Source organism: Streptomyces roseolilacinus (genome assembly GCF_014649335.1).
GTDB classification, from domain to species: domain Bacteria; phylum Actinomycetota; class Actinomycetes; order Streptomycetales; family Streptomycetaceae; genus Streptomyces; species Streptomyces roseolilacinus.
In genome coordinates this window covers 504,760-522,851 of record NZ_BMSV01000003.1, presented here as the reverse complement: position 1 = coordinate 522,851, position 18,092 = coordinate 504,760, and the positions used below count along the sequence as shown (strand labels likewise).

At 76.0% G+C, this 18,092-nt stretch carries 17 protein-coding genes; 10 read left to right on the top strand and 7 right to left on the bottom strand.

Features of this window, described 5'->3' with window-relative positions; genetic code table 11:
* Positions 1–21 precede the first annotated feature (21 nt).
* The 4 genes from IE106_RS09570 to IE106_RS09555 form a co-directional block, all read right to left on the bottom strand.
* Positions 22–1,455: an amino acid permease gene (locus IE106_RS09570; RefSeq protein ID WP_189531927.1), complete on the bottom strand. Its 1,434-nt coding sequence runs from the start codon at positions 1,453–1,455 to the stop codon at positions 22–24.
* Positions 1,456–1,551: 96 nt separating this feature from the next.
* Positions 1,552–2,370 (bottom strand): rod shape-determining protein, encoded by an 819-nt coding sequence (locus IE106_RS09565; RefSeq protein WP_189531925.1) that lies wholly within the window; start codon positions 2,368–2,370, stop codon positions 1,552–1,554.
* Positions 2,367–2,762 carry a TraR/DksA family transcriptional regulator gene (locus IE106_RS09560; RefSeq protein WP_229840208.1) on the bottom strand — a complete coding sequence of 132 codons (396 nt, stop codon included), beginning with the start codon at positions 2,760–2,762 and terminating at the stop codon, positions 2,367–2,369. Before IE106_RS09560 ends, IE106_RS09565 begins: the two co-directional genes overlap by 4 nt.
* 163 nt (positions 2,763–2,925) lie before the next feature.
* Positions 2,926–3,258, bottom strand: a complete 333-nt coding sequence (locus IE106_RS09555; protein ID WP_189531923.1) for a TraR/DksA family transcriptional regulator — start codon at positions 3,256–3,258, stop codon at positions 2,926–2,928.
* Between the two features lie 348 nt (positions 3,259–3,606).
* Here IE106_RS09555 and IE106_RS09550 point away from each other — a divergent pair, with 348 nt between their 5' ends.
* The 4 genes from IE106_RS09550 (at position 3,607) to secD (ending at position 8,063) form a co-directional block, all read left to right on the top strand.
* On the top strand, positions 3,607–4,560 hold the full coding sequence (locus IE106_RS09550) for a HAMP domain-containing sensor histidine kinase (protein ID WP_189531921.1): 954 nt from the start codon (positions 3,607–3,609) through the stop codon (positions 4,558–4,560).
* Complete coding sequence (locus tag IE106_RS09545; protein WP_189531919.1) at positions 4,557–5,222, top strand: response regulator; 666 nt, start codon at positions 4,557–4,559, stop codon at positions 5,220–5,222. Before IE106_RS09550 ends, IE106_RS09545 begins: the two co-directional genes overlap by 4 nt.
* A gap of 45 nt (positions 5,223–5,267) precedes the next feature.
* The gene (locus IE106_RS09540; protein WP_189531917.1) at positions 5,268–5,687 is read left to right on the top strand and encodes a hypothetical protein; all 420 of its coding nucleotides are present in this window, start codon (positions 5,268–5,270) and stop codon (positions 5,685–5,687) included.
* A 75-nt stretch (positions 5,688–5,762) separates the two neighbouring features.
* A complete protein-coding gene (secD, locus tag IE106_RS09535; RefSeq protein ID WP_229840207.1) occupies positions 5,763–8,063 on the top strand; it encodes a protein translocase subunit SecD in 2,301 nt (766 codons plus the stop codon).
* A gap of 38 nt (positions 8,064–8,101) precedes the next feature.
* On the opposite strand, the gene IE106_RS09530 is transcribed toward secD, so the two are convergent.
* Positions 8,102–8,653 carry a DUF2165 domain-containing protein gene (locus IE106_RS09530; protein WP_189531912.1) on the bottom strand — a complete coding sequence of 184 codons (552 nt, stop codon included), beginning with the start codon at positions 8,651–8,653 and terminating at the stop codon, positions 8,102–8,104.
* Between the two features lie 248 nt (positions 8,654–8,901).
* A complete protein-coding gene (locus IE106_RS09525) occupies positions 8,902–9,300 on the bottom strand; it encodes a DUF2267 domain-containing protein (RefSeq protein ID WP_189531910.1) in 399 nt (132 codons plus the stop codon).
* A 265-nt stretch (positions 9,301–9,565) separates the two neighbouring features.
* Here IE106_RS09525 and IE106_RS09520 point away from each other — a divergent pair, with 265 nt between their 5' ends.
* The 3 genes from IE106_RS09520 to IE106_RS09510 all read left to right on the top strand — a co-directional run bounded on the left by IE106_RS09520 (position 9,566) and on the right by IE106_RS09510 (position 12,369).
* Complete coding sequence (locus IE106_RS09520; RefSeq protein ID WP_373295924.1) at positions 9,566–10,000, top strand: ATP-binding protein; 435 nt, start codon at positions 9,566–9,568, stop codon at positions 9,998–10,000.
* Between the two features lie 88 nt (positions 10,001–10,088).
* Complete coding sequence (locus IE106_RS09515) at positions 10,089–10,274, top strand: hypothetical protein (RefSeq protein WP_189531908.1); 186 nt, start codon at positions 10,089–10,091, stop codon at positions 10,272–10,274.
* A 238-nt stretch (positions 10,275–10,512) separates the two neighbouring features.
* On the top strand, positions 10,513–12,369 hold the full coding sequence (locus IE106_RS09510) for an FG-GAP-like repeat-containing protein (RefSeq protein WP_189531907.1): 1,857 nt from the start codon (positions 10,513–10,515) through the stop codon (positions 12,367–12,369).
* Positions 12,370–12,487: 118 nt separating this feature from the next.
* Here the strand turns inward: IE106_RS09510 and IE106_RS09505 are convergent, their stop codons facing one another.
* Positions 12,488–13,225 carry a sigma factor-like helix-turn-helix DNA-binding protein gene (locus IE106_RS09505; RefSeq protein WP_229840206.1) on the bottom strand — a complete coding sequence of 246 codons (738 nt, stop codon included), beginning with the start codon at positions 13,223–13,225 and terminating at the stop codon, positions 12,488–12,490.
* A gap of 342 nt (positions 13,226–13,567) precedes the next feature.
* Between IE106_RS09505 and bla the strand changes: the two genes are divergently transcribed.
* The 3 genes from bla (at position 13,568) to IE106_RS09490 (ending at position 17,823) form a co-directional block, all read left to right on the top strand.
* The gene (bla, locus tag IE106_RS09500) at positions 13,568–14,500 is read left to right on the top strand and encodes a class A beta-lactamase (protein ID WP_189531903.1); all 933 of its coding nucleotides are present in this window, start codon (positions 13,568–13,570) and stop codon (positions 14,498–14,500) included.
* A gap of 171 nt (positions 14,501–14,671) precedes the next feature.
* A complete protein-coding gene (locus IE106_RS09495) occupies positions 14,672–15,445 on the top strand; it encodes an HAD family hydrolase (protein ID WP_189531901.1) in 774 nt (257 codons plus the stop codon).
* Positions 15,442–17,823 carry a glycoside hydrolase family 65 protein gene (locus tag IE106_RS09490; RefSeq protein WP_189531899.1) on the top strand — a complete coding sequence of 794 codons (2,382 nt, stop codon included), beginning with the start codon at positions 15,442–15,444 and terminating at the stop codon, positions 17,821–17,823. The genes IE106_RS09495 and IE106_RS09490 overlap by 4 nt, the downstream gene beginning before the upstream one ends.
* Positions 17,824–18,092: the final 269 nt, after the last annotated feature.

The following is an 18,092-nucleotide window of genomic DNA, read 5'->3' as shown; positions in this document are numbered from 1 at the left end:
GCCGGCGGGGCGCCGGGGCGGTCACCCGCCGGTCGTGCGCCGCTCCTCCGCCGCGAGCGCCGACCTCCGGTACGAGTAGCCGAAGTAGACGACGAGTCCGACCAGGAACCACACCGCGAACCGCAGCCACGTCTCCACCCGCAGGTAGGTGATGAGCCAGACGGAGGCGACCACCCCGATCGCGGGGGTGACGGGCATGAACGGGGTGCGGAAGGCGCGCGGCAGGTCGGGGCGGCGGTAGTGGAGCACGATGACGGCGGTGCAGACGACGGCGAAGGCGAGCAGGATGCCGATGTTCGTCAGCTCGGCGGCCTCGCCGATCGGCACGAACCCGGCGATGGCCGCGGACGCCACGCCGACGATCCAGGTGACGCGGGTCGGGACGTGCCGGGTCGGGTGGGTCTTGGCGAACCAGCGCGGCAGCAGCCCGTCGCGGCTCATGGAGAACCAGACCCGGGTGACGCCCAGCATGAAGGTGAACATCACGGTGAGGATGCCGATGATGGCGCCCACCGCGACGATGTCGGCCACGGCGCCCAGCCCCACCGACTTGAAGGCCGTCGAGAACCCGCTCTCCGGGTCGATCTCCGTGTACTTCTGCATGCCCGTCAGCGCCAGGCAGGCCAGGACGTACAGCACCATGGCGATGGCCAGCGAGTAGAGGATCGCCTTGGGCATGTGGCGCTGGGCGTCCTTCGACTCCTCGGCGGCGGTGCTCATCGCGTCGTACCCGAAGACGGCGAAGAAGACCGTCGCCGCGCCGGTGAAGGCGCCGCCGACCCCGTACGGGAAGAAGGGGGCGTAGTTGTCGCTCTTGACGTGGAAGAAGCCCACGACGATCACCAGGAGCACCACCAGCACCTTCAGCACGACGACGACGGTCTCGAAGCGGGCCGCGTTCCTGATGCCGAGGGTGAGCAGGTAGGCGATGAACAGGCAGAGCAGCGCCGCGAAGAGGTCCACGCGGTGCCCCTCGCCCGTGCCGGGCGCGCCGAGCATCCACGCCGGCAGGGCGGCGCCGGTCTCCGTCAGCAGGAAGTTGAAGTAGCCGGAGATGCCGATGGCGACGACCGCGACGATCGCCGTGTACTCCAGCAGCAGGTCCCAGCCGATGAACCAGCCCGCCAGCTCGCCGAGGACCGCGTACCCGTACGTGTAGGCGGAGCCCGCCTTCGGGATGAGCCCGGCGAACTCGGCGTACGAGAAGGCGGCGGCCGCGCTGGCGACGCCGGCGATGAGGAACGACACCAGCACGGCGGGCCCGGCGGTGCCGTTGGCCACCGTCCCGGCGAGGGTGAAGATGCCGGCGCCGATGATGCCGCCGACGCCGATCGCGGTGAGCTGCCACAGGCCGAGCGTGCGGGCGAGCTGCTCGCCGGGCGCCCCCTCCGCCTCCTCGATGTGCTCGATCGGCTTCCTGCGCAGTACGCCCTGTCCCATCCGGAGCCTGGCCATGAACCGTCCTCTCCGCCGGTGGCTGACGGGGGCTCATCATGGCGGAGCGGCGCCCCGATCTGAAGAAGGCACTCCGCCGCGGCGCGCACGAAACGCTCAGCCCGCCGTGTCGTCGGCGAGGACGCCGGGCGCGGGCCCGCCGTGCGGCGGTACGAGGACGGTGGCGGCGCCGCGCACGGCGGCGGTGTGCGGCGAGGGGGCCGCGCGGACCGGCGCGCGCAGCAGGGCGGCGAGGCCGTGGACGATCTCGGGGCGCAGGGCGCCGCCGCCGGTGAGGAGGACGCCGCGCCGCAGCGCCTCGGCGCTCAGGGGGGTGCGGTCCGCGCGGAACACGTCGGTGACCATCCGGGCCGCGGCGCGGACCAGGTCGCCGGGGGTGGTGGCGCCGCCGAGGTCACCGGTGCCGAGGAGCGCGTGGTACGCGTTGGTGACGGCACCGTCGGCGAGGAGGCCGACCTCCGTCAGCTGGGCGCCGACGTCGACGACGAGGAGCGGCCCGGCCAGGTCGGCGGCGGCGCCCAGGGCGGCGGCCCGGGCGGCGGGGACGGTGAGGACGCGGCGGGGCCGCAGCACCCCGAGGGCCCCGAGCGCGGCGGCCCGGTAGGCGACGCCGCCCAGCACGGGGGTGGTGAGCGCGATCAGCGGCCGGGCGCCGGGCGGGATGCGGGGGGCGAGCAGCCGGTGCAGCAGCCGGCCGGCCTCCTCGGGGTCGACGATGGCGCCGCGCCGCACCGGGTGGAGGACGCCGCCGGTGGCCGGGAAGGTGACGGTGGGCACGTCGAGGACGGCGCCGCGGCCCGGCGCCCACACGCGGGTGCGGGCGCTGCCGAGTTCGACGGCGAACCCCGGGCACGGCCGGCGCGCGGGCTCCGGTGCGCGGCGGGGGCGCGCGGGCCCCGGCCGGCCGGTGCTCACCGGCGCACCTCCCGGGCCCGGTGGCAGCGCCCGCAGTAGCGGGCCTGGGGGACGATCACCAGCCGGCGCAGGCCGATCGGGCCGCCGCACAGCCGGCAGGTGCCGTAGCCGCCCCGGTCCATCCGCTCCAGGGCCGCCTCCACGTCGTGGAGGACCATCCGGGCGGAGGCGGTCAGTTCGGCCCGGACCTCCCGGTGGGCCGCGGCCCCGTCGCGGGTGCCGGGACCCGCCGCGGGTCCGGGGGCGGGCCGCGCCATCCGGGCCAGCTGCTCCAGCCGGAAGCGTCGCTGCTCCTGGAGGTCCTGCCGCAGGGCCGCGACGTCGGCGGCGGTCAGGCCCGCGTCGTCGGCGGTCGGGCCCGCGTCGTCGGCGCGGGCGGTCCGGTTGCTCACGGATCACCACTCCACGGGGGCACGGGGAACTCCACAGGGGGACGGGGAACACGAAGGACCCGGCAGGTGCCGGACCGGGGTCGGCACGCGGCCGGCCCGACCGCCCGGGGCCGGTGGGCGGGGCCGGTGGCCGCCGGTCGCGCCGGGCGGCCGGCCCCGCCGGTCAGGCGGTGCCGCGCCGGCAGCCGACGCAGTGGCGGGTGTAGGGCAGGATCTCCAGGCGCTCGGCCGGGACGGCTTCGCCGCAGTCCTGGCACCTGCCGTACGTGCCGTCGGCCAGGCGCTCGAACGCCGCGTCGATCTCCTTCAGCACGCGTCGCGTGGAGGCCCGCTGCGCGGCGAGGAGGTCGTCGGCGGCCTGCTGTCCGGCGCCGGCCGCCTCGATCGCCTTCAGTTGCGTGAGCCGCGACTCCCGCTCGTGTTCGAGGCGCTGCCGGGCCTCGTGGTCCGTCAGCCGTCCGGGGACGGCTGGGGAAGCGGCGCTGCCGAGCGTCATGGCGTACTCCTCCTGGGGGACGGACGGGGCGAAAGGCGCGAGGGCCGCCGCGGCGGGCCCCGGTGAGCCGGGCGGCCGGCTTTCCACCCTGACCCGCCGGACGCGGCGGGTCCATGGGGCGCGGCACCCATTTCCGGTGGTGCGCGGGGTGCAGGAACGCGCAGGTCGGCGGGGTGGGGGGCGGGGCGGATGGGTGGGGCGACCCATCGACGGCGGGGCGGGGGCCGGGCAGGCTGGGCGGGTGCGGACGGCAGGGTTCCGCCGCTTCGTACCCGCCCGGTGGCCACGGGTCCGGGCCGCCGGGGATAGTGGTGGCATCTGTGGGTTTACAGGAAGGTTCCGTGCGCCGTGTCCTTGTTCTGGCGGATTTTCGGGCTCAACGCCTTGGTCCTCGGTGCGGCCACGGCGTTGCTGCTGTGGGCGCCGGTGACCGTCTCCGTGCCGGTGCTGCTGACGGAGGCGGTGATCCTGGTGGGCGGGCTGGCGGTGATGCTGGTCGCCAACGCGGCGCTGCTGCGCGTCGGGCTGGCGCCGCTGGAGCGGCTGACGCGGGAGATGACGACCGTGGACCTGCTGCGGCCCGGCCAGCGGCTGCCCGTGCCGGGGAGCGGCGGGGTGGCGGAGCTGATCCGCACGTTCAACGACATGCTGGACCGGCTGGAGGCGGAGCGCGCCACCAGCAGCGCCCGCGCCCTGTCCGCGCAGGAGTCGGAGCGGCGGCGGGTCGCGCAGGAACTGCACGACGAGGTCGGGCAGAGCATGACGGCGGTCCTGCTCGGGCTGAAGCGGGCCGCGGACCGGGCCCCGGAGCCGCTGCGCGCCGAGTTGCAGCAGGCGCAGGAGATCACCCGGTCGAGCCTGGACGAGGTGCGGCGGCTCGCCCGCCGGCTGCGTCCGGGGGTGCTGGAGGACCTGGGCCTGGTCAGCGCGCTGACGTCGCTGTCCGACGACTTCGCCACCCATACCGGGCTCACGGTGCGGCGCCGTCTCGACGCCGACCTGCCGGCGCTGGACCGGCAGACGGAGCTGGTGCTGTACCGGGTCGCGCAGGAGGGGCTCACCAACGCCGCCCGGCACGCCGAGGCGACCCGCGTCGACCTGGCGCTGCGCCGCGTGCCGGAGGGGGTGGCGCTGTCCGTGGAGGACGACGGGCGGGGCGTCGGCGTGGCCCGCGAGGGCGCCGGCATCCGGGGCATGCGGGAGCGCGCCCTGCTCTCCGGGGCCGCGCTCGACATCACCCGCGGCCGCGACGGCGGCACCCGGGTGACCCTGACCGTGCCGTCCGCCGGGAGGCCCGCGTGAACCGGCCCGGGGACGGCACCACCCGGATCCTGCTCGCCGACGACCACGCGCTGGTCCGGCGCGGCGTCCGGCTCATCCTGGACGGCGAGCCGGACCTCCGGGTCGTCGCCGAGGCCGGGGACGGCGCCGAGGCCCTCGCGATGGCCCGCGAGCACCCCGTCGACCTGGCCGTGCTGGACGTCGCCATGCCCCGCATGACGGGCCTCCAGGCGGCGCGGGAGCTGTCGGCGCGCCACCCGGCGCTGCGGATCCTCATGTTGAGCATGTACGACAACGAGCAGTACTTCTTCCAGTCCCTGAAGGCGGGCGCCTGCGGGTACGTGCTCAAGTCCGTCGCCGACCGGGACCTGGTCGCGGCGTGCCGGGCGGCGATGCGCGGCGAGCCGTTCCTGTACCCGGGCGCCGTGACGGCCCTCGTCCGCGACTACCTGGAGCGGGCCCGGCACGGCGGGGAGCCGCCCGACCGGGTCCTCACCGCGCGCGAGGAGGAGGTCCTCAAGCTGGTCGCGGAGGGCCACTCCTCCAAGGACATCGCGGACATGCTGGTCATCAGCGTCAAGACGGTGCAGCGGCACCGGGCGAACCTGCTGCAGAAGCTCGGCCTGCGGGACCGCCTCCAGCTGACCCGGTACGCCATCCGGGCGGGCCTCATCGAGCCGTGACCGGGCGCTCGGCGGGGTAGGCACGACACGAGGGGAGGAGGGGGCATGCCGCGGTACGACGCACCGCCCGCACGCCGTGCGGAAGCACGCCGTGCGGCGGGTGCCCTCGGCGCGGCCGCGGCGGCGGTGGCCGCGGTGCTCCTCGCCGTGCTCGGCGTCCTCGCCCCCGCCGCCCACGCGGCTCCCCCGTCCCCCTCCGCCCCGTCCCCGGCCGGGACGCGGCACGCGGCCGCCGACGGCGACCCGTGCGCGGCGGTCTGCTCGACCGCGCCGCGCCCGTACGCGGACGTCTCCGGCACGCGGGCGGTGCCGCCGCCCACCGGCGCGGCCCCGCCCCCGTCGCCGCCCGTACTCGAACCGCCCGCGGCCGGCCCGGCCGCTCCCGCGCCGGCCCCGGACGCCTCCCCCGTCCACCGGCCCACGCGCCGCAACGGGCGCGCCCCTCCCCTCCCTCCAGTCGGCTGACCCTTCCCCCCTTCCCCCGTGTGCCGCCGCGCGCGGCCGCGGTCCTGCCTGCCGGAGGCCCCTTTGACCCGCGCCATGCGGGTGCGAGCGCTGCTCGCCCTCGCCGTCGTCGCCCTGTCCGTGTACATCGCCGTGACCGTCCCCGCCCGCCTGGGCCTCGATCTGCGCGGTGGCACGCAGATCGTGCTGGAGACCCGCGACTCCCCCACCGCCACCGCCGACACCCGCGCCACCGACCGCACCGTGGAGGTCCTGCGCCGCCGCATCGACGCGCTCGGCGTCACCGAGCCCGTCCTGACCCGCTCCGGCGACCGCCGGATCATCGTCGAACTGCCCGGCGTGCAGGACCCGCGCGAGGCCGCCGACGTGCTGGGCCGCACCGCCCAGCTCACCTTCCACCCCGTCGTCGGCGCCGCCGGCGCGTCCCCCTCCGGCCCCGGCCAGCCGCTCCCCCAGCGGCCCGGGGAACTGGTCCTGGCCGACGAGGACGGCCGCCGCCTGCGGCTGGGACCGCCGTCGCTGACCGGCGCCGACGTGGCCGAGGCGAAGGCCGTGATCGACCCGCAGAACGGCCTGGGCTGGTACGTCGACGTGGAGTTCAAGGACGGGGGCGGCGGGAAGTGGGCCCGGCTGACCGGTCAGGCCGCGTGCGCGGCCCTCGGCGACCCGGCCCGGCGGGTGGCGATCGTCCTGGACGACAAGGTGATCTCGTCGCCGCAGGTCGACCGGGAGGTCGGCTGCCGCACCGGCATCGTCGGCGGCTCGACCCGGATCACGGGCGGCTTCGGCGGCGACGAGGCGCGCGAACTGGCGCTGCTGGTCAACGGCGGCGCGCTGCCCGTCCCGGTGGAGACCGTCGAACAGCGCACCGTCGGCCCGACGCTGGGCGCGGAGGCGATCCGCAGCAGCGCGCAGGCCGCCGTGATCGGCACGGTCCTCACCGGCCTGTTCGTCATCGCCGTGTACCGGCTCCTGGGCGCCCTGGCCGTCCTGGCGCTGGCCTGCTACGGCGCCATCTCCTACGCCGCGCTGGCCGCGCTGGGCGCCACGCTCACCCTGCCGGGCCTGGCGGGCTTCGTGCTGGCGATCGGCATGGCCGTCGACGCGAACGTCCTGGTCTTCGAACGGGCCCGGGAGGAGTACGCGCGGCGCGGGACCGCCCGCAGGAGTCTGCGCTCGGCGCTGGCGACCGGGTTCCGGCAGGCGTTCAGCGCCATCGCGGACTCCAACATCACCACGCTCATCGCTGCGGTCCTGCTGTTCCTGCTGGCGTCGGGCCCGGTCCGGGGCTTCGGCGTGACGCTCGGCATCGGCGTCCTGGCGTCGATGGTGAGCGCGCTGGTCGTGACGCGGGCCCTGGCGGACTTCGCGGTGGCCCGCGCGGCGGTGCGGCGGCGCCCGCACCTGTCCGGCATCGGCGGCACGGGCACCGTGCGGAAGTGGCTGACGCGCCGCGACCCGGACCTGATGGGCCGCCGTCGCCGCTGGCTCGCCGTGTCGGCGGCCGCCCTGCTGCTGGCGGTCGCCGGGATCTTCGTACGGGGGCTGGACTTCGGGGTGGAGTTCACCGGCGGACGGCTCGTGGAGTACTCCACGTCGTCACCGGTGGACGTCGACCGGGCGCGGGACGCGCTGGCCGACGCCGGGTTCCCGCGCGCCGTGGTGCAGTCGTCCGGCGAGGGCGGCCTGACGGTGCGCACGGACGGGATGTCGAACGACGAGGAGGCGCGGATCGGGGAGGCGGTCGGCGCGCTGGCCGGGGGGAAGGCGGAGAAGGTCCGCGACGAGCTGATCGGGCCGAGCCTCGGCGCGGAGCTGCGCCAGGGCGCCCTCGTCGCCCTCGCCGTGGCGGTGGGCGCGCAACTGCTGTACCTGGCGGTGCGGTTCCGCTGGCAGCTGGGGACGGCGGCGGTCGTGGCGATGGTCCACGACGCGGTGATCCTCGTCGGGGTGTTCGCCTGGCTGGGCAAACCGGTCGACGGGGTGTTCCTGGCGGCACTGCTGACGGTCATCGGCTACTCGGTGAACGACTCCGTCGTCGTGTTCGACCGGATCCGCGAGCTGCGGGCGGCCCACGGGGGGCGGTCCTTCGCGCGGGTGACCAACACGGCGCTGCTCCAGACCGTGCCGCGCACCCTGAACACGGGCATGGGCGCGGTGTTCATCCTGGCCGCGCTGGCGGTGCTGGGCGCCGGGTCGCTGACGGACTTCGCGCTGGCCCTGCTGATCGGCGTCGTCGTGGGCACGTACTCGTCGATGCTGACGGCGGCGCCGCTGGCGGTGGAGTTCCACGCCCGCGGCGAGGCCCGGCCGCGGGGCGGTGCCCGGCGGCCGGCCGGGCGGCCCGCCCGGGAGGGGGAGGCAACGCGCGTGTGAGCCGCGGCGGCCCGGCCCCGGTGCGGGGCCGGGCCGCCTCAGCCGTCGTCCCGCGCGGCCGGGTGCGGCAGGTGCACCACGACGAGGGCGAACGCGGCCAGCATGACGTTGCGGGCGGCCGCGTCGAGGCCGTTCCAGTCGGAGGACTGCCACATGGCGAACCACTCGCCGCCTATGGCGATGAACCCGAGCCCGAACAGCAGCAGCACCATGACCAGCCCGGCCGTGCTCGCCGCGCGGGCACGCGCGGAGGAGCCCCGGCGCAGCGCGGCGCACCACAGGCCGGTGGCGAGGAGGAGGACGCAGGCGGCCAGGGTCTCCCAGACGATGATCGCCACGTAGGCGGCGTCCTGGAGGGCGGGCGACTCGACGGCCCGCCACATCAGGTCGGGGTCCTTGAAGGTGGTGTCCATGGCGAGGACGTGGCGGACGAACTCCCGGTTCGTCCCGAAGTCCGTGATGTTCCCGAAGGCGACCAGCGCCATGTAGACGGCGACGGTGCCGGTCAGCGCCGCGGCGGCGAACGGCGGTGCGCCGAGGGTTCGCCACCGCGCCCGCCGGACGCCCGCCCGGGTCCCGCCGTCCGCCATGTCATCCGCTCCCGTCGTGGACGCCGACCTCACGGAGCGAGTATCCCCGACTCCGTGCCGCGTTCCCACCCCGGGAGGCGGACGTACCGGGCCTGCCCGGCGGTGAGGCGCGCCGTGCCGGGGCCGCCGTCGCCGGCCTTGGCGGGCGCGTGGCCGGTGGACGGGTCCCGCCACGGCGTGGACCCCGCGGTGCCCGCCGCGGGGCGCGGCGGGCACGGGGGTGATGGGCGGGGCGCGTGGCGGGGTGGTCAGTCCGACAGGTCCGCCTTGCCGAAGAGGACGGCGTAGCTGCTGGGGAGCTGGCTGATGATCTGGTTCAGCTCCCCGCCCGAGACGGCGTCGGCCAGGGTCGACAGGACGGCGCTCGCGTCCCACTGGGCGGTGCGGGGGCGCGCCCCGGTGCGTTCGCCGACGCGCCGGTAGAACTCCTCGATGCCGAAGCGCTCGGCGGGACGGCCGCCGTCGGTGTCGGCGGTGAGCACGTCCCCGAGGTCGCCGGGCAGCTGCGCCGCCAGGTCGGCGGCCTCGCCGGGCGTGATGTGGTGACCGAGCACCCCCAGCACCGCCCGGGTGATCTGCGCGGCCTCGTCCTGGTCGCGGTACTCGCCGCGTTCCCGCACCCGGGCGAGGAACTCGTCCTGCCGCATCGTCCCTACCTCCTGCCGTACGGCCCTCGGAGGGCCGCCCCCGCCACCGTAGGACCGGCCGGGGCGCCCCGCACGTCAGGACGGGCCGTCCGCGGGGCCCCACGTCCACGCCCCGGCCCCCCACGTCCCGCCCCCGCGCCTGCCCCCGCCGAGTGCGTCCGCCGTACGCGCCGCCCGGCGCGCGACGGGCAGGAATCGCGGCGGCCGTGCGGGGCACCCGTCCGGCGGATGATCGCAACCGGGCGACCCACAGGAGGAGGACGCAGTGGCCACCGGCCCACCCATGAACGACGGCGCCGACCCGCGGGACGCCGACGACCTGGAGGCTCGTTTCGGCGGGGCGCTGGAGGACGTGTCCGCGGCCAGGCTGCTCGCCGACCGCTACCTGGCCGCCCTGGAGCGCACGGCGACGCCCTCGGAACCGGACCGGCGCGACGACGTGCTGCTCGTCGTCACCGAGCTGACGGGCAACGCCGTGCAGTACGCGCCCGGCCCGTTCTCCCTGCGGCTGCGGCGCACCTTCGACGGCGTCCACGTCGTCGTGCGGGACAGCAACCCGCGCCCGCCGGTCCCCCGCCCCTGGTCGCCCGCCGACAACACCGGGTCCGTGGGCTGGCACCTGGTGAACGCCCTCGCCACGCAGGTGTCCGTGCTGACCCGGCCGGAGGGCAAGGACGTCCACGTCTTCCTGCCCTGGTGACTCACCCGGACGGCCCGGCAGCGGCGGCGGCCGGGCCGCGGGCGTGCTGGGCTGGGGGCAAGCGTCGTCCACCGTACGGAGAGCCGCCATGTACGAAATGCGCATCGGTACGGCCGCCACCGGTACCGGCCTGGTGTGGCACGTCGTCGGCCAGGACCGGTCCTCCGCCCTCTGCGGGCAGCCGCTCCGGGAGGAGGACGACGAGACGGACCGGCACTGCCTGTCCTGCATGTCGATGTTCCAGGAGCTGATGCGGCACCCCGGCCGGCCCTGAGCGGGGGCGCGGCCGGGCCGAGGGGCCGCCGGGGCGGCGCTCCTGACGGATTGACAACAGACCATGATCAGTTATTTTTGAGCGGCATCCACACGCGCCGACCGCGCGTGTGTCCGGGGGAGATGCGATGTGCGGGCCGCCGACGGGCGGCCGGCGCCGTGCAGCGGTCGTCGCACGGGGTTGCGCCGCCCCGGACACGGCGCGGAACGGTCGGCAGCCGACCGCTAGGAGTCCCCTCGTGTCCGACAGAAAGCCCCGCGCCGTGCGGGGCACGGCGCTTCTCGCCGCGGTGGCCGCGGCAGGCGCGCTGACCGCCACCGGCCCGGCCCAGGCCCTCGTCGGTGACGCGGTCGCCGACGGCACGGACGCCTTCACCGCCTACGTGAACGTGGGCGGCGAGCGCGCCTGCACCGGCGCCCTGGTCGACCCCCGGTGGATCCTCACCGCCAGCAGCTGCTTCTCGGACGACCCGCTGCGGGCGTACCCCGTCCCGGCCGGCGCCCCCCGGCTGAAGACCACGGTGGTCGTGGGCCTCGCCGACCTCACGGGCACGGGCGGCACCCGGACCGAGGTCGTCGAGATCGTGCCGCGCGCCGACCGCGACGTGGTGATGGCCCGGCTCGCCCAGCCCGTCACGGGCGTCGACCCGGTGCTGCTTGCCTCCACCGCGCCCGCGCAGGGCGAGACGCTGCGCGTCCTCGGCTACGGCCGCACCCGCACGGCGTGGGTGCCGGACCGGCTCCACAGCGGCGCGTTCACCGTCAGCGCCGCCCCGGACGCCGGCACCGTCCGGGTGGCCGGCGCCGGCGGCACCATCTGCCGCGGCGACGCGGGCGGCCCGGCCCTGCGCGAGCGGGACGGCAAGGTCGAGCTGGTCGCGCTGAACAGCGCCTCCTGGCAGGGCGGCTGCTTCGGCACCGACGAGACCGAGACGCGCACGGACGCCGTCGAGGCCCGCGTCGACGACCTGGGTGACTGGGTCCGCCAGGTCCGCGCCCTGCCCCAGCAGTCGCAGGTCGCGTCCGGCGACTTCGACGGCGACGGCAAGGCGGACCTCGTCGGCCTCTACGACAACGGCGTCACCCACGACGGCAAGAACCGCTCCTCGCTCCACACCTTCCTCGGCAACGCCACCGGCTTCGCGGCGCCGAAGAACGTGTGGACCTCCTCGGGCGGCTTCGCCTGGAGCCGCTCCAAGCTGACCGCCGGCGACTACAACGGCGACGGCAAGGACGACGTGTCCGTGTTCTACGACGGCGGCCAGTCCGCCGACGGCAAGAACATCTCGTCGGTCTACACCTGGTACAGCACCGGTACGGGCTTCGCCGCGCCGAAGGTCACGTGGACGACGCCGGGCGGCTTCACGTGGGGGGCCAGCAAGGTCGCCTCCGGTGACTTCAACGGCGACCGCAAGGCCGACATCGGCGTCTTCTACGACCGCGGCCGGGACGCCGACGGCGTGTACCGCTCCGCGCTGTTCGCGTTCACCAGCACCGGCGCGGCCTTCGGCTCGCCCACCCTGGAGTGGGAGAGCCCCGGCTCGTTCCGCTGGTCCGCGTCGAAGTTCGTCGCGGGCGACCACAACGGCGACGGCAAGGACGACGTGTCGGTCTTCTACGACGCCGGCACGACGCCCGAGGGCCGCAACCTGTCGGCGCTGTACAGCTGGTACAGCACCGGCCCCGGTTTCGGCGGCGCGCAGCGCACCTGGTCCTCGACGGGCGGTTTCACCTGGAACGCCGGCAAGGTCGCGTCCGGTGACTTCAACGGCGACGGCAAGGCGGACGTGGGCGTGTTCTACGACCGCGGCCTGGGCGCGGACGGCAGGTACGGCTCGAACCTGTACACCTTCACCAGCACCGGCACGGCGTTCGGCGGCCCGTCGCTGAAGTGGGAGAGCACCGGCGCCTTCCGCTGGAGCAACAGCCAGTTCACGGCCGGCGATTACAACGGCGACCGCAAGGACGACGCCGCGGTCCTCTACGACCTCGGCACCACCGCCGACGGCCGCAAGGTCGACGGCGTGTACTCCTGGCTGAGCACGGGCACCGGCTTCGGCGCCCCGGCGAGCCGCTGGAGCGGCCCGATCGGCTGACGCCGCGATCCCCCGACGTGCCCGCGCGCCTCCCGGTGCGCGGGCACGTCCGCGTTCCGCCCCGGTGGGTCCGTGGGGGCGAATGCGCGTCGTGGGGCGCGGGCCGACCGGGCCTTCCCTAAGGCCGGGGCGCCTCGTGGTCGTCGCGGTGCGGGACGCCGTGCTCGACGCGGTCGGGGGAGGGCGGTTCGGGGCGGTCGGAGGGAGGGGTGAGCGCGGAGAGGACGACGGCGCCGACGAGGAGGGCCGCCACCCCGTACACCGTGCGGGTCAGGGCGCGCAGGCGGCGCTCGCTGCCGGTGCGGACGGACCGGGCGAGCGGGAGCGTCGCGGTCGACACCGCCGCGACGAGCCCGCCCAGCCACGCGCGCAGGGCGTCGGGGTCGGCGAGGGCGGGGACCTCCCGGCCGAGGGCGGTGCGCGCGTGGCGCAGCCGGCTCGTCGTGGCCGGGACGGTGGCCGCGGTCTCCGCGGCGGCTTCCTCCACGCTCAGGCCGAGGCCGTCGCAGAGCAGGACGGTACGGCGGTACGGCGGCGGCAGTTCGAGCAGGGCGCGGTGCGCGGGGTCGGCCGGCGGGGCCTCGGGGCGCCGGAACCGGTGCCAGGGGGCGAGCGCGTACTCGTGCGCCCGCGCCCGCACCCAGCCGACCGGGTCCGGGTCGAAGGCGACCTCCGGCCAGTGCTCCCAGGCGCGCTGGAAGGCGTGCTCGACGGAGTCGAAGGCGTGTCTGCGGCCTCCGGTGAGCAGGTACGCCTGGTGCACCAGGGCCGGGGCGGCCCGGGCGTAGAGGGCGTCGAAGGCCTCGACGGGGGTCGGGGCGGAGGTGGAAGGGGACGGTGTGGTGCTCTGGCTCATCGGGGCGACGACCCACTCCGAACGAAGAAGTGCATAGGCGCATCCTGACGTGACACGGACGGGATTCACGTGATGCGCCACGACATCCGACATGACTGGCAGAAACGTTACTGCTGATGGCCGGCGCCATCGTCGCGACGCGCCGCGGGCGTGTCGCGGGCGTGTCGCGGGCGTGTCACGGCGGGGCGGGGCCACGGAGGACGGCGGGGTGTCCCCGTCACGCCCCGCCCGCCCCGGCGGAGGTCGATTTTCGGCCGAGGGCGTGACGGGTGAAACCAGAGGGGCGGAGGGGGTCGTCGTGAGGGGTACCGTCCTGCTGTCCGAGGTGAAGGGGCCCTCATCGTGAATCCCGCCGGTGCACGTCCGAACCGCCGCGCCGTCCTCGCCACGGGGGTGGGGGCCGCGCTGGCCGCCGCCGTCGCGGCCGCCGCGCCCGCGCACGCCGCGCCCGGTCCGGGACCGCGCGGGCCGGGGGCGCGCGTCGAGGGACGGCTGCGAGCACTCGAACGGACGCACGAAGCGCGGCTCGGCGCGTTCGCGTACGACACGGGGACCGGGCGGACGGTGCTGTACCGGGCCGACGAGCGCTTCCCGATGGCGTCGCTGTTCAAGGCGCTCGCCGTCGCCGCCGTCCTGCGGGACCTGGACCAAGGCGGCGAGGTGCTCGCCCGGCGCGTCCACTACACCGCGCAGTACGTGAAGGACTCGGGCTTCTCCCCCGTCACCGAGCGGCCGGAGAACGTGGCGAACGGGATGACCGTCGCCGAGCTGTGCGAGGCGACCCTCACCCGCAGCGACAACGCGGCGGGCAACCTGCTGCTGCGCGAGCTGGGCGGGCCGACCGCGGTGACCCGGTTCTGCCGCTCGGTGGGCGACGGCGTCACCCGGCTGGACCGGTGGGAGCCGGAGCTGAACTCGGCCGAGCCGTGGCGGGTCACCGACACCACCACGCCGCGCGCCATCGGCCGCACGTACGGGCGGCTGCTCCTCGGCGACGCGCTCGCGGCGCACGACCGGGAGCGGCTGACGCGGTGGATGCTCGCCAACCAGACGAGCGGCGAGCGGTTCCGCAAGGGCCTGCCCGCGGACTGGCTCCTGGCGGACAAGACGGGCGGCGGCGGGTACGGCGGCAACAACGACGCCGGCGTCGCCTGGCCGCCCGGCCGGCCGCCGGTCGTGCTGGCCGTCCTGACGACCCGGTTCACCCCGGACGCGAAGGCCGACGACGAGCTCGTCGCCGAGGCGGCGAGGCTGCTGGCGCAGGCCGTGGGCTGAGCCCGCGCGGGGCCGGAGGGGTGGGCGGCGTGCCCCTCATGGCTCTGTACGGCCGACCCTCGCGGCGGGGACCGGGCCATGATGGGCGGTGGAGCCCGTTCTTCGCGCCCGCCCCGTGTGCCCCCGGTGTTTCCGGGCACTCGGGCGGTCGACCAGCAAGGAGACGCCGCCATGAGCCCAGGCCAGGACCGCAGCCCGGTGGTGCCCGCGCTGCGGTCCGCGCGGGCCGTCGTGTTCGACACGGACGGGGTGCTCACCGACTCGGCGGGGGTCCACGCGGAAGCCTGGAAGGCGGCGTTCGACGCGTACCTGCGCGACCTGCCGCCGGACGTGGCGGACACCTCGGCGCGGCGGCCCTTCGACGCGGCGGAGGAGTACCGGCGGTACGTGGACGGGCGCTCCCGGCGGGACGGGGCGGCGGCGTTCCTCGCGGCGCGCGGGCTGCCCGCGGACCCGGCCGCCGTGGAGGCCGTCGCCGCCGACAAGGAGCGCCGCCTCACGCGGCGGCTGCGCGCCCGCCCCGTGGACGCCTACCCCGGCTCGGTGCGGCTGCTGCGCGTCCTGCGCGGGGCGGGGGTGCCGATGGCCGCCGCGTCCGCGTCCCGGCACGCCCGCGAGCTGCTGGAGCGGGCCGGGCTCCTGGACCTGTTCGACGCGCTGGTGGACGGGGTGGAGGCGGCCCGGCTGGGGCTGCCCGGCAAACCGGACCCGGCGCTGTTCCTGGAGGCGGCGCGCCGGCTCGGCGTGCCGCCCGGGCGGTGCGCGCTGGTGGAGGACGCCCTGGCCGGGGTGGAGGCGGGGCGGCGCGGTGGGTTCGGCCTGGTCGTGGGAGTCGACCGGGCGGCCGGCCCGGACACGGCGGACGCGCTGCGCCGCCACGGTGCCGACCTCGTCGTACCGGATCCGGTGGACCTGCTCGCCGCACGGGAGGGGCAGCCGTCGTGAGCGACTGGACGTGGGAGTTCGAGGGGTACGCCGCCGAGCGCGAGTCGCTGCGGGAGGCGCTGTGCACCCTGGGCAACGGCTACTTCGCGACGCGCGGCGCGCTCCCGGAGTGCGCGGCGGACGGGACGCACTACCCGGGGACGTACGTGGCGGGCTGCTACGACCGGCTGGTGTCGGAGGTGGCGGGGCGGAGCGTGGAGAACGAGGACACGGTGAACCTGCCGAACTGGCTGCCCGTGCGCTACCGGGTGGCCGACGGCCCGGAGCCCGGGCCGTGGCTGGCGCCGGCGCACGAGTTCCTCACCGACCACGCGCTCTCCCTCGACCTGCGCGGCGGCGTCCTGGAGCGGCGCAGCCGGTACGAGGACGACGACGGGCGGCGGCTGGCGGTGCGCCAGCTGCGGCTGGTCCACATGGGCGACCCGCACGTGGCGGCGCTGCGGACGGAGTTCACCGCCGAGAACTGGGCGGGGGTGCTGGAGGTGGAGGCCGCGCTGGACGGCTCGGTCGCCAACACGGGCGTGGCGCGGTACCGGCAGCTGTCGTCGCGGCACCTGGCGCACGTCGAGACGGGCGAGGCGGAGGGCGGCCGGGTGTGGCTGTGCTGCCGGACGGCCACGTCCGACGTCCGGATCGGGATGGCCGCGCGGACGACGGCGCCCGAGGACGCCGAGGTGGTGCACGTCGAGAAGGGGGTGGTGCAGCGGTTCCGGCTGGCGCTGTCGCCGGGCGCGACGGTCGTGGTCGACAAGGTGGTGGCGCTGCACACCTCGCGCGACCCGGCGATCTCCGACCCGCTGCACGCGGCGGTGGACCGGGTGGGGCGGGCGGACGGCTTCGGCGAGCTGCTGGCGTCGCACCGGACGGCGTGGCAGCAGCTGTGGCGGCGGGCCGAGCTGGAGGTGCCGGACAAGGCGGGCCGCATCCTGCGGCTGCACCTGTTCCACGTGCTGCAGACGCTGTCGCCGCACACCGCGGACTTGGACGTGGGCGTGCCGGCGCGCGGGCTGCACGGGGAGGCGTACCGGGGGCACGTGTTCTGGGACGAGCTGTTCGTGCTGCCGTACCTGAACCTGCACTTCCCGGAGGTGTCGCGGGCCCTGCTGACCTACCGGCACCGGCGGCTGGGCCGGGCCAGGTCCGCGGCGCGGGACGCGGGCCGGGCGGGGGCGATGTACCCGTGGCAGAGCGGCAGCGACGGCCGGGAGGAGACGCAGCGGCTGCACCTGAACCCGCTTTCGGGGCGCTGGCTTCCGGACCACTCGCACCTCCAGCACCACGTGGGCTCGGCCGTCGCGTACAACGTGTGGCGGTACTGGGAGGCGACCGGGGACGACGAGTTCCTGCACACCAAGGGCGCGGAGACGCTGCTGGAGATCGCCCGGTTCTGGGCGGACTCGGCGGAGTACGACGAGGCGGTCGACCGGTACCGCATCCGCGGGGTGATGGGCCCCGACGAGTACCACGACGCGTATCCGGGGGCGCGGCGGCCGGGCCTCGATGACAACGCGTACACGAACGTGACGGCCGCCTGGGTGCTGCTGCGGGCCCTGCAGCTGATGGCGGAGCTGCCGGAGCCGCGCCGGCGGGAGCTGGAGGAGCGCATCGGGCTGCACCACAGCGAGCTGGCCCTCTGGGAGGACGTGTCGCGCCGGCTGTACGTGCCGTTCCACGACGGGGTGATCAGTCAGTTCCACGGGTACGGGGAGCTGGCCGAACTGGACTGGGAGGGGCTGCGGCACAAGTACGGGGACATCCGGCGGCTGGACCGGATCCTGGAGGCGGAGGGCGACACGGTCAACCGCTACCAGGCGTCCAAGCAGGCGGACGTGCTGATGCTGGGCTACCTGTTCCCGCCGGCGGAGCTGCGGGGGCTGCTGCGGCGGCTGGGGCACGCGCTGGACGACGAGACGTGGTGGCGGACCGTCGACTACTACCTGCGGCGCACGAGCCACGGTTCGACGCTGAGCGTGCTGGTGCACGGGTGGGTGCTGGCGCGGGTGCGGCGGGCGGGGGCGTGGGAGTTCTGCCAGGAGGCGCTGGAGGCGGACATCGCGGACCTGCACGGCGGGACGACCGGTGAGGGCATCCACCTGGGCGCGATGGCGGGCACGCTGGACCTGGTGCAGCGGGGGCTGACGGGGCTGGACACGCGGGGCGGGGCGCTGCGGCTGGACCCGGTGCGGCTGCCGGAGCTGTCGGAGTACGCGTTCACGCTGCGGTTCCACGGGCACTGGGGGGTGCGGCTGCGGATGACGCCGGAGAGCCTGCACGTGGCGGTGCCGGAGTCGGGGGTGGCCCCGATCGACATCGAGCTGCCCGGGACCGCGGTGTCCATCGAGCCGGGGCGGTCGGTGCGGCTGCCGCTGCCGGATTAGGCGCGGCGCCCTCCGGGCGGGCGGCGCGGGGTGCGCCGGGCCGTCGCGACACGCCGCCGCACGCAGGGGGAACGCGGGAGGACCGGCCCCAACTGGGGGCGCGTACTGGCCGATTGGCGCCCCCCGCGCGCGGAACGCGCCGGCGCAGACCCTTGATCTTTTCCCAGGTTAGGCTAACCTAACTTCCCGTGGGCGGCGGTGGGCACCCTCACCGCGCCTGCCGCGTGTGCGCCTTGTGCGCGACCCCCGCAACACGACCGAAGGGCATC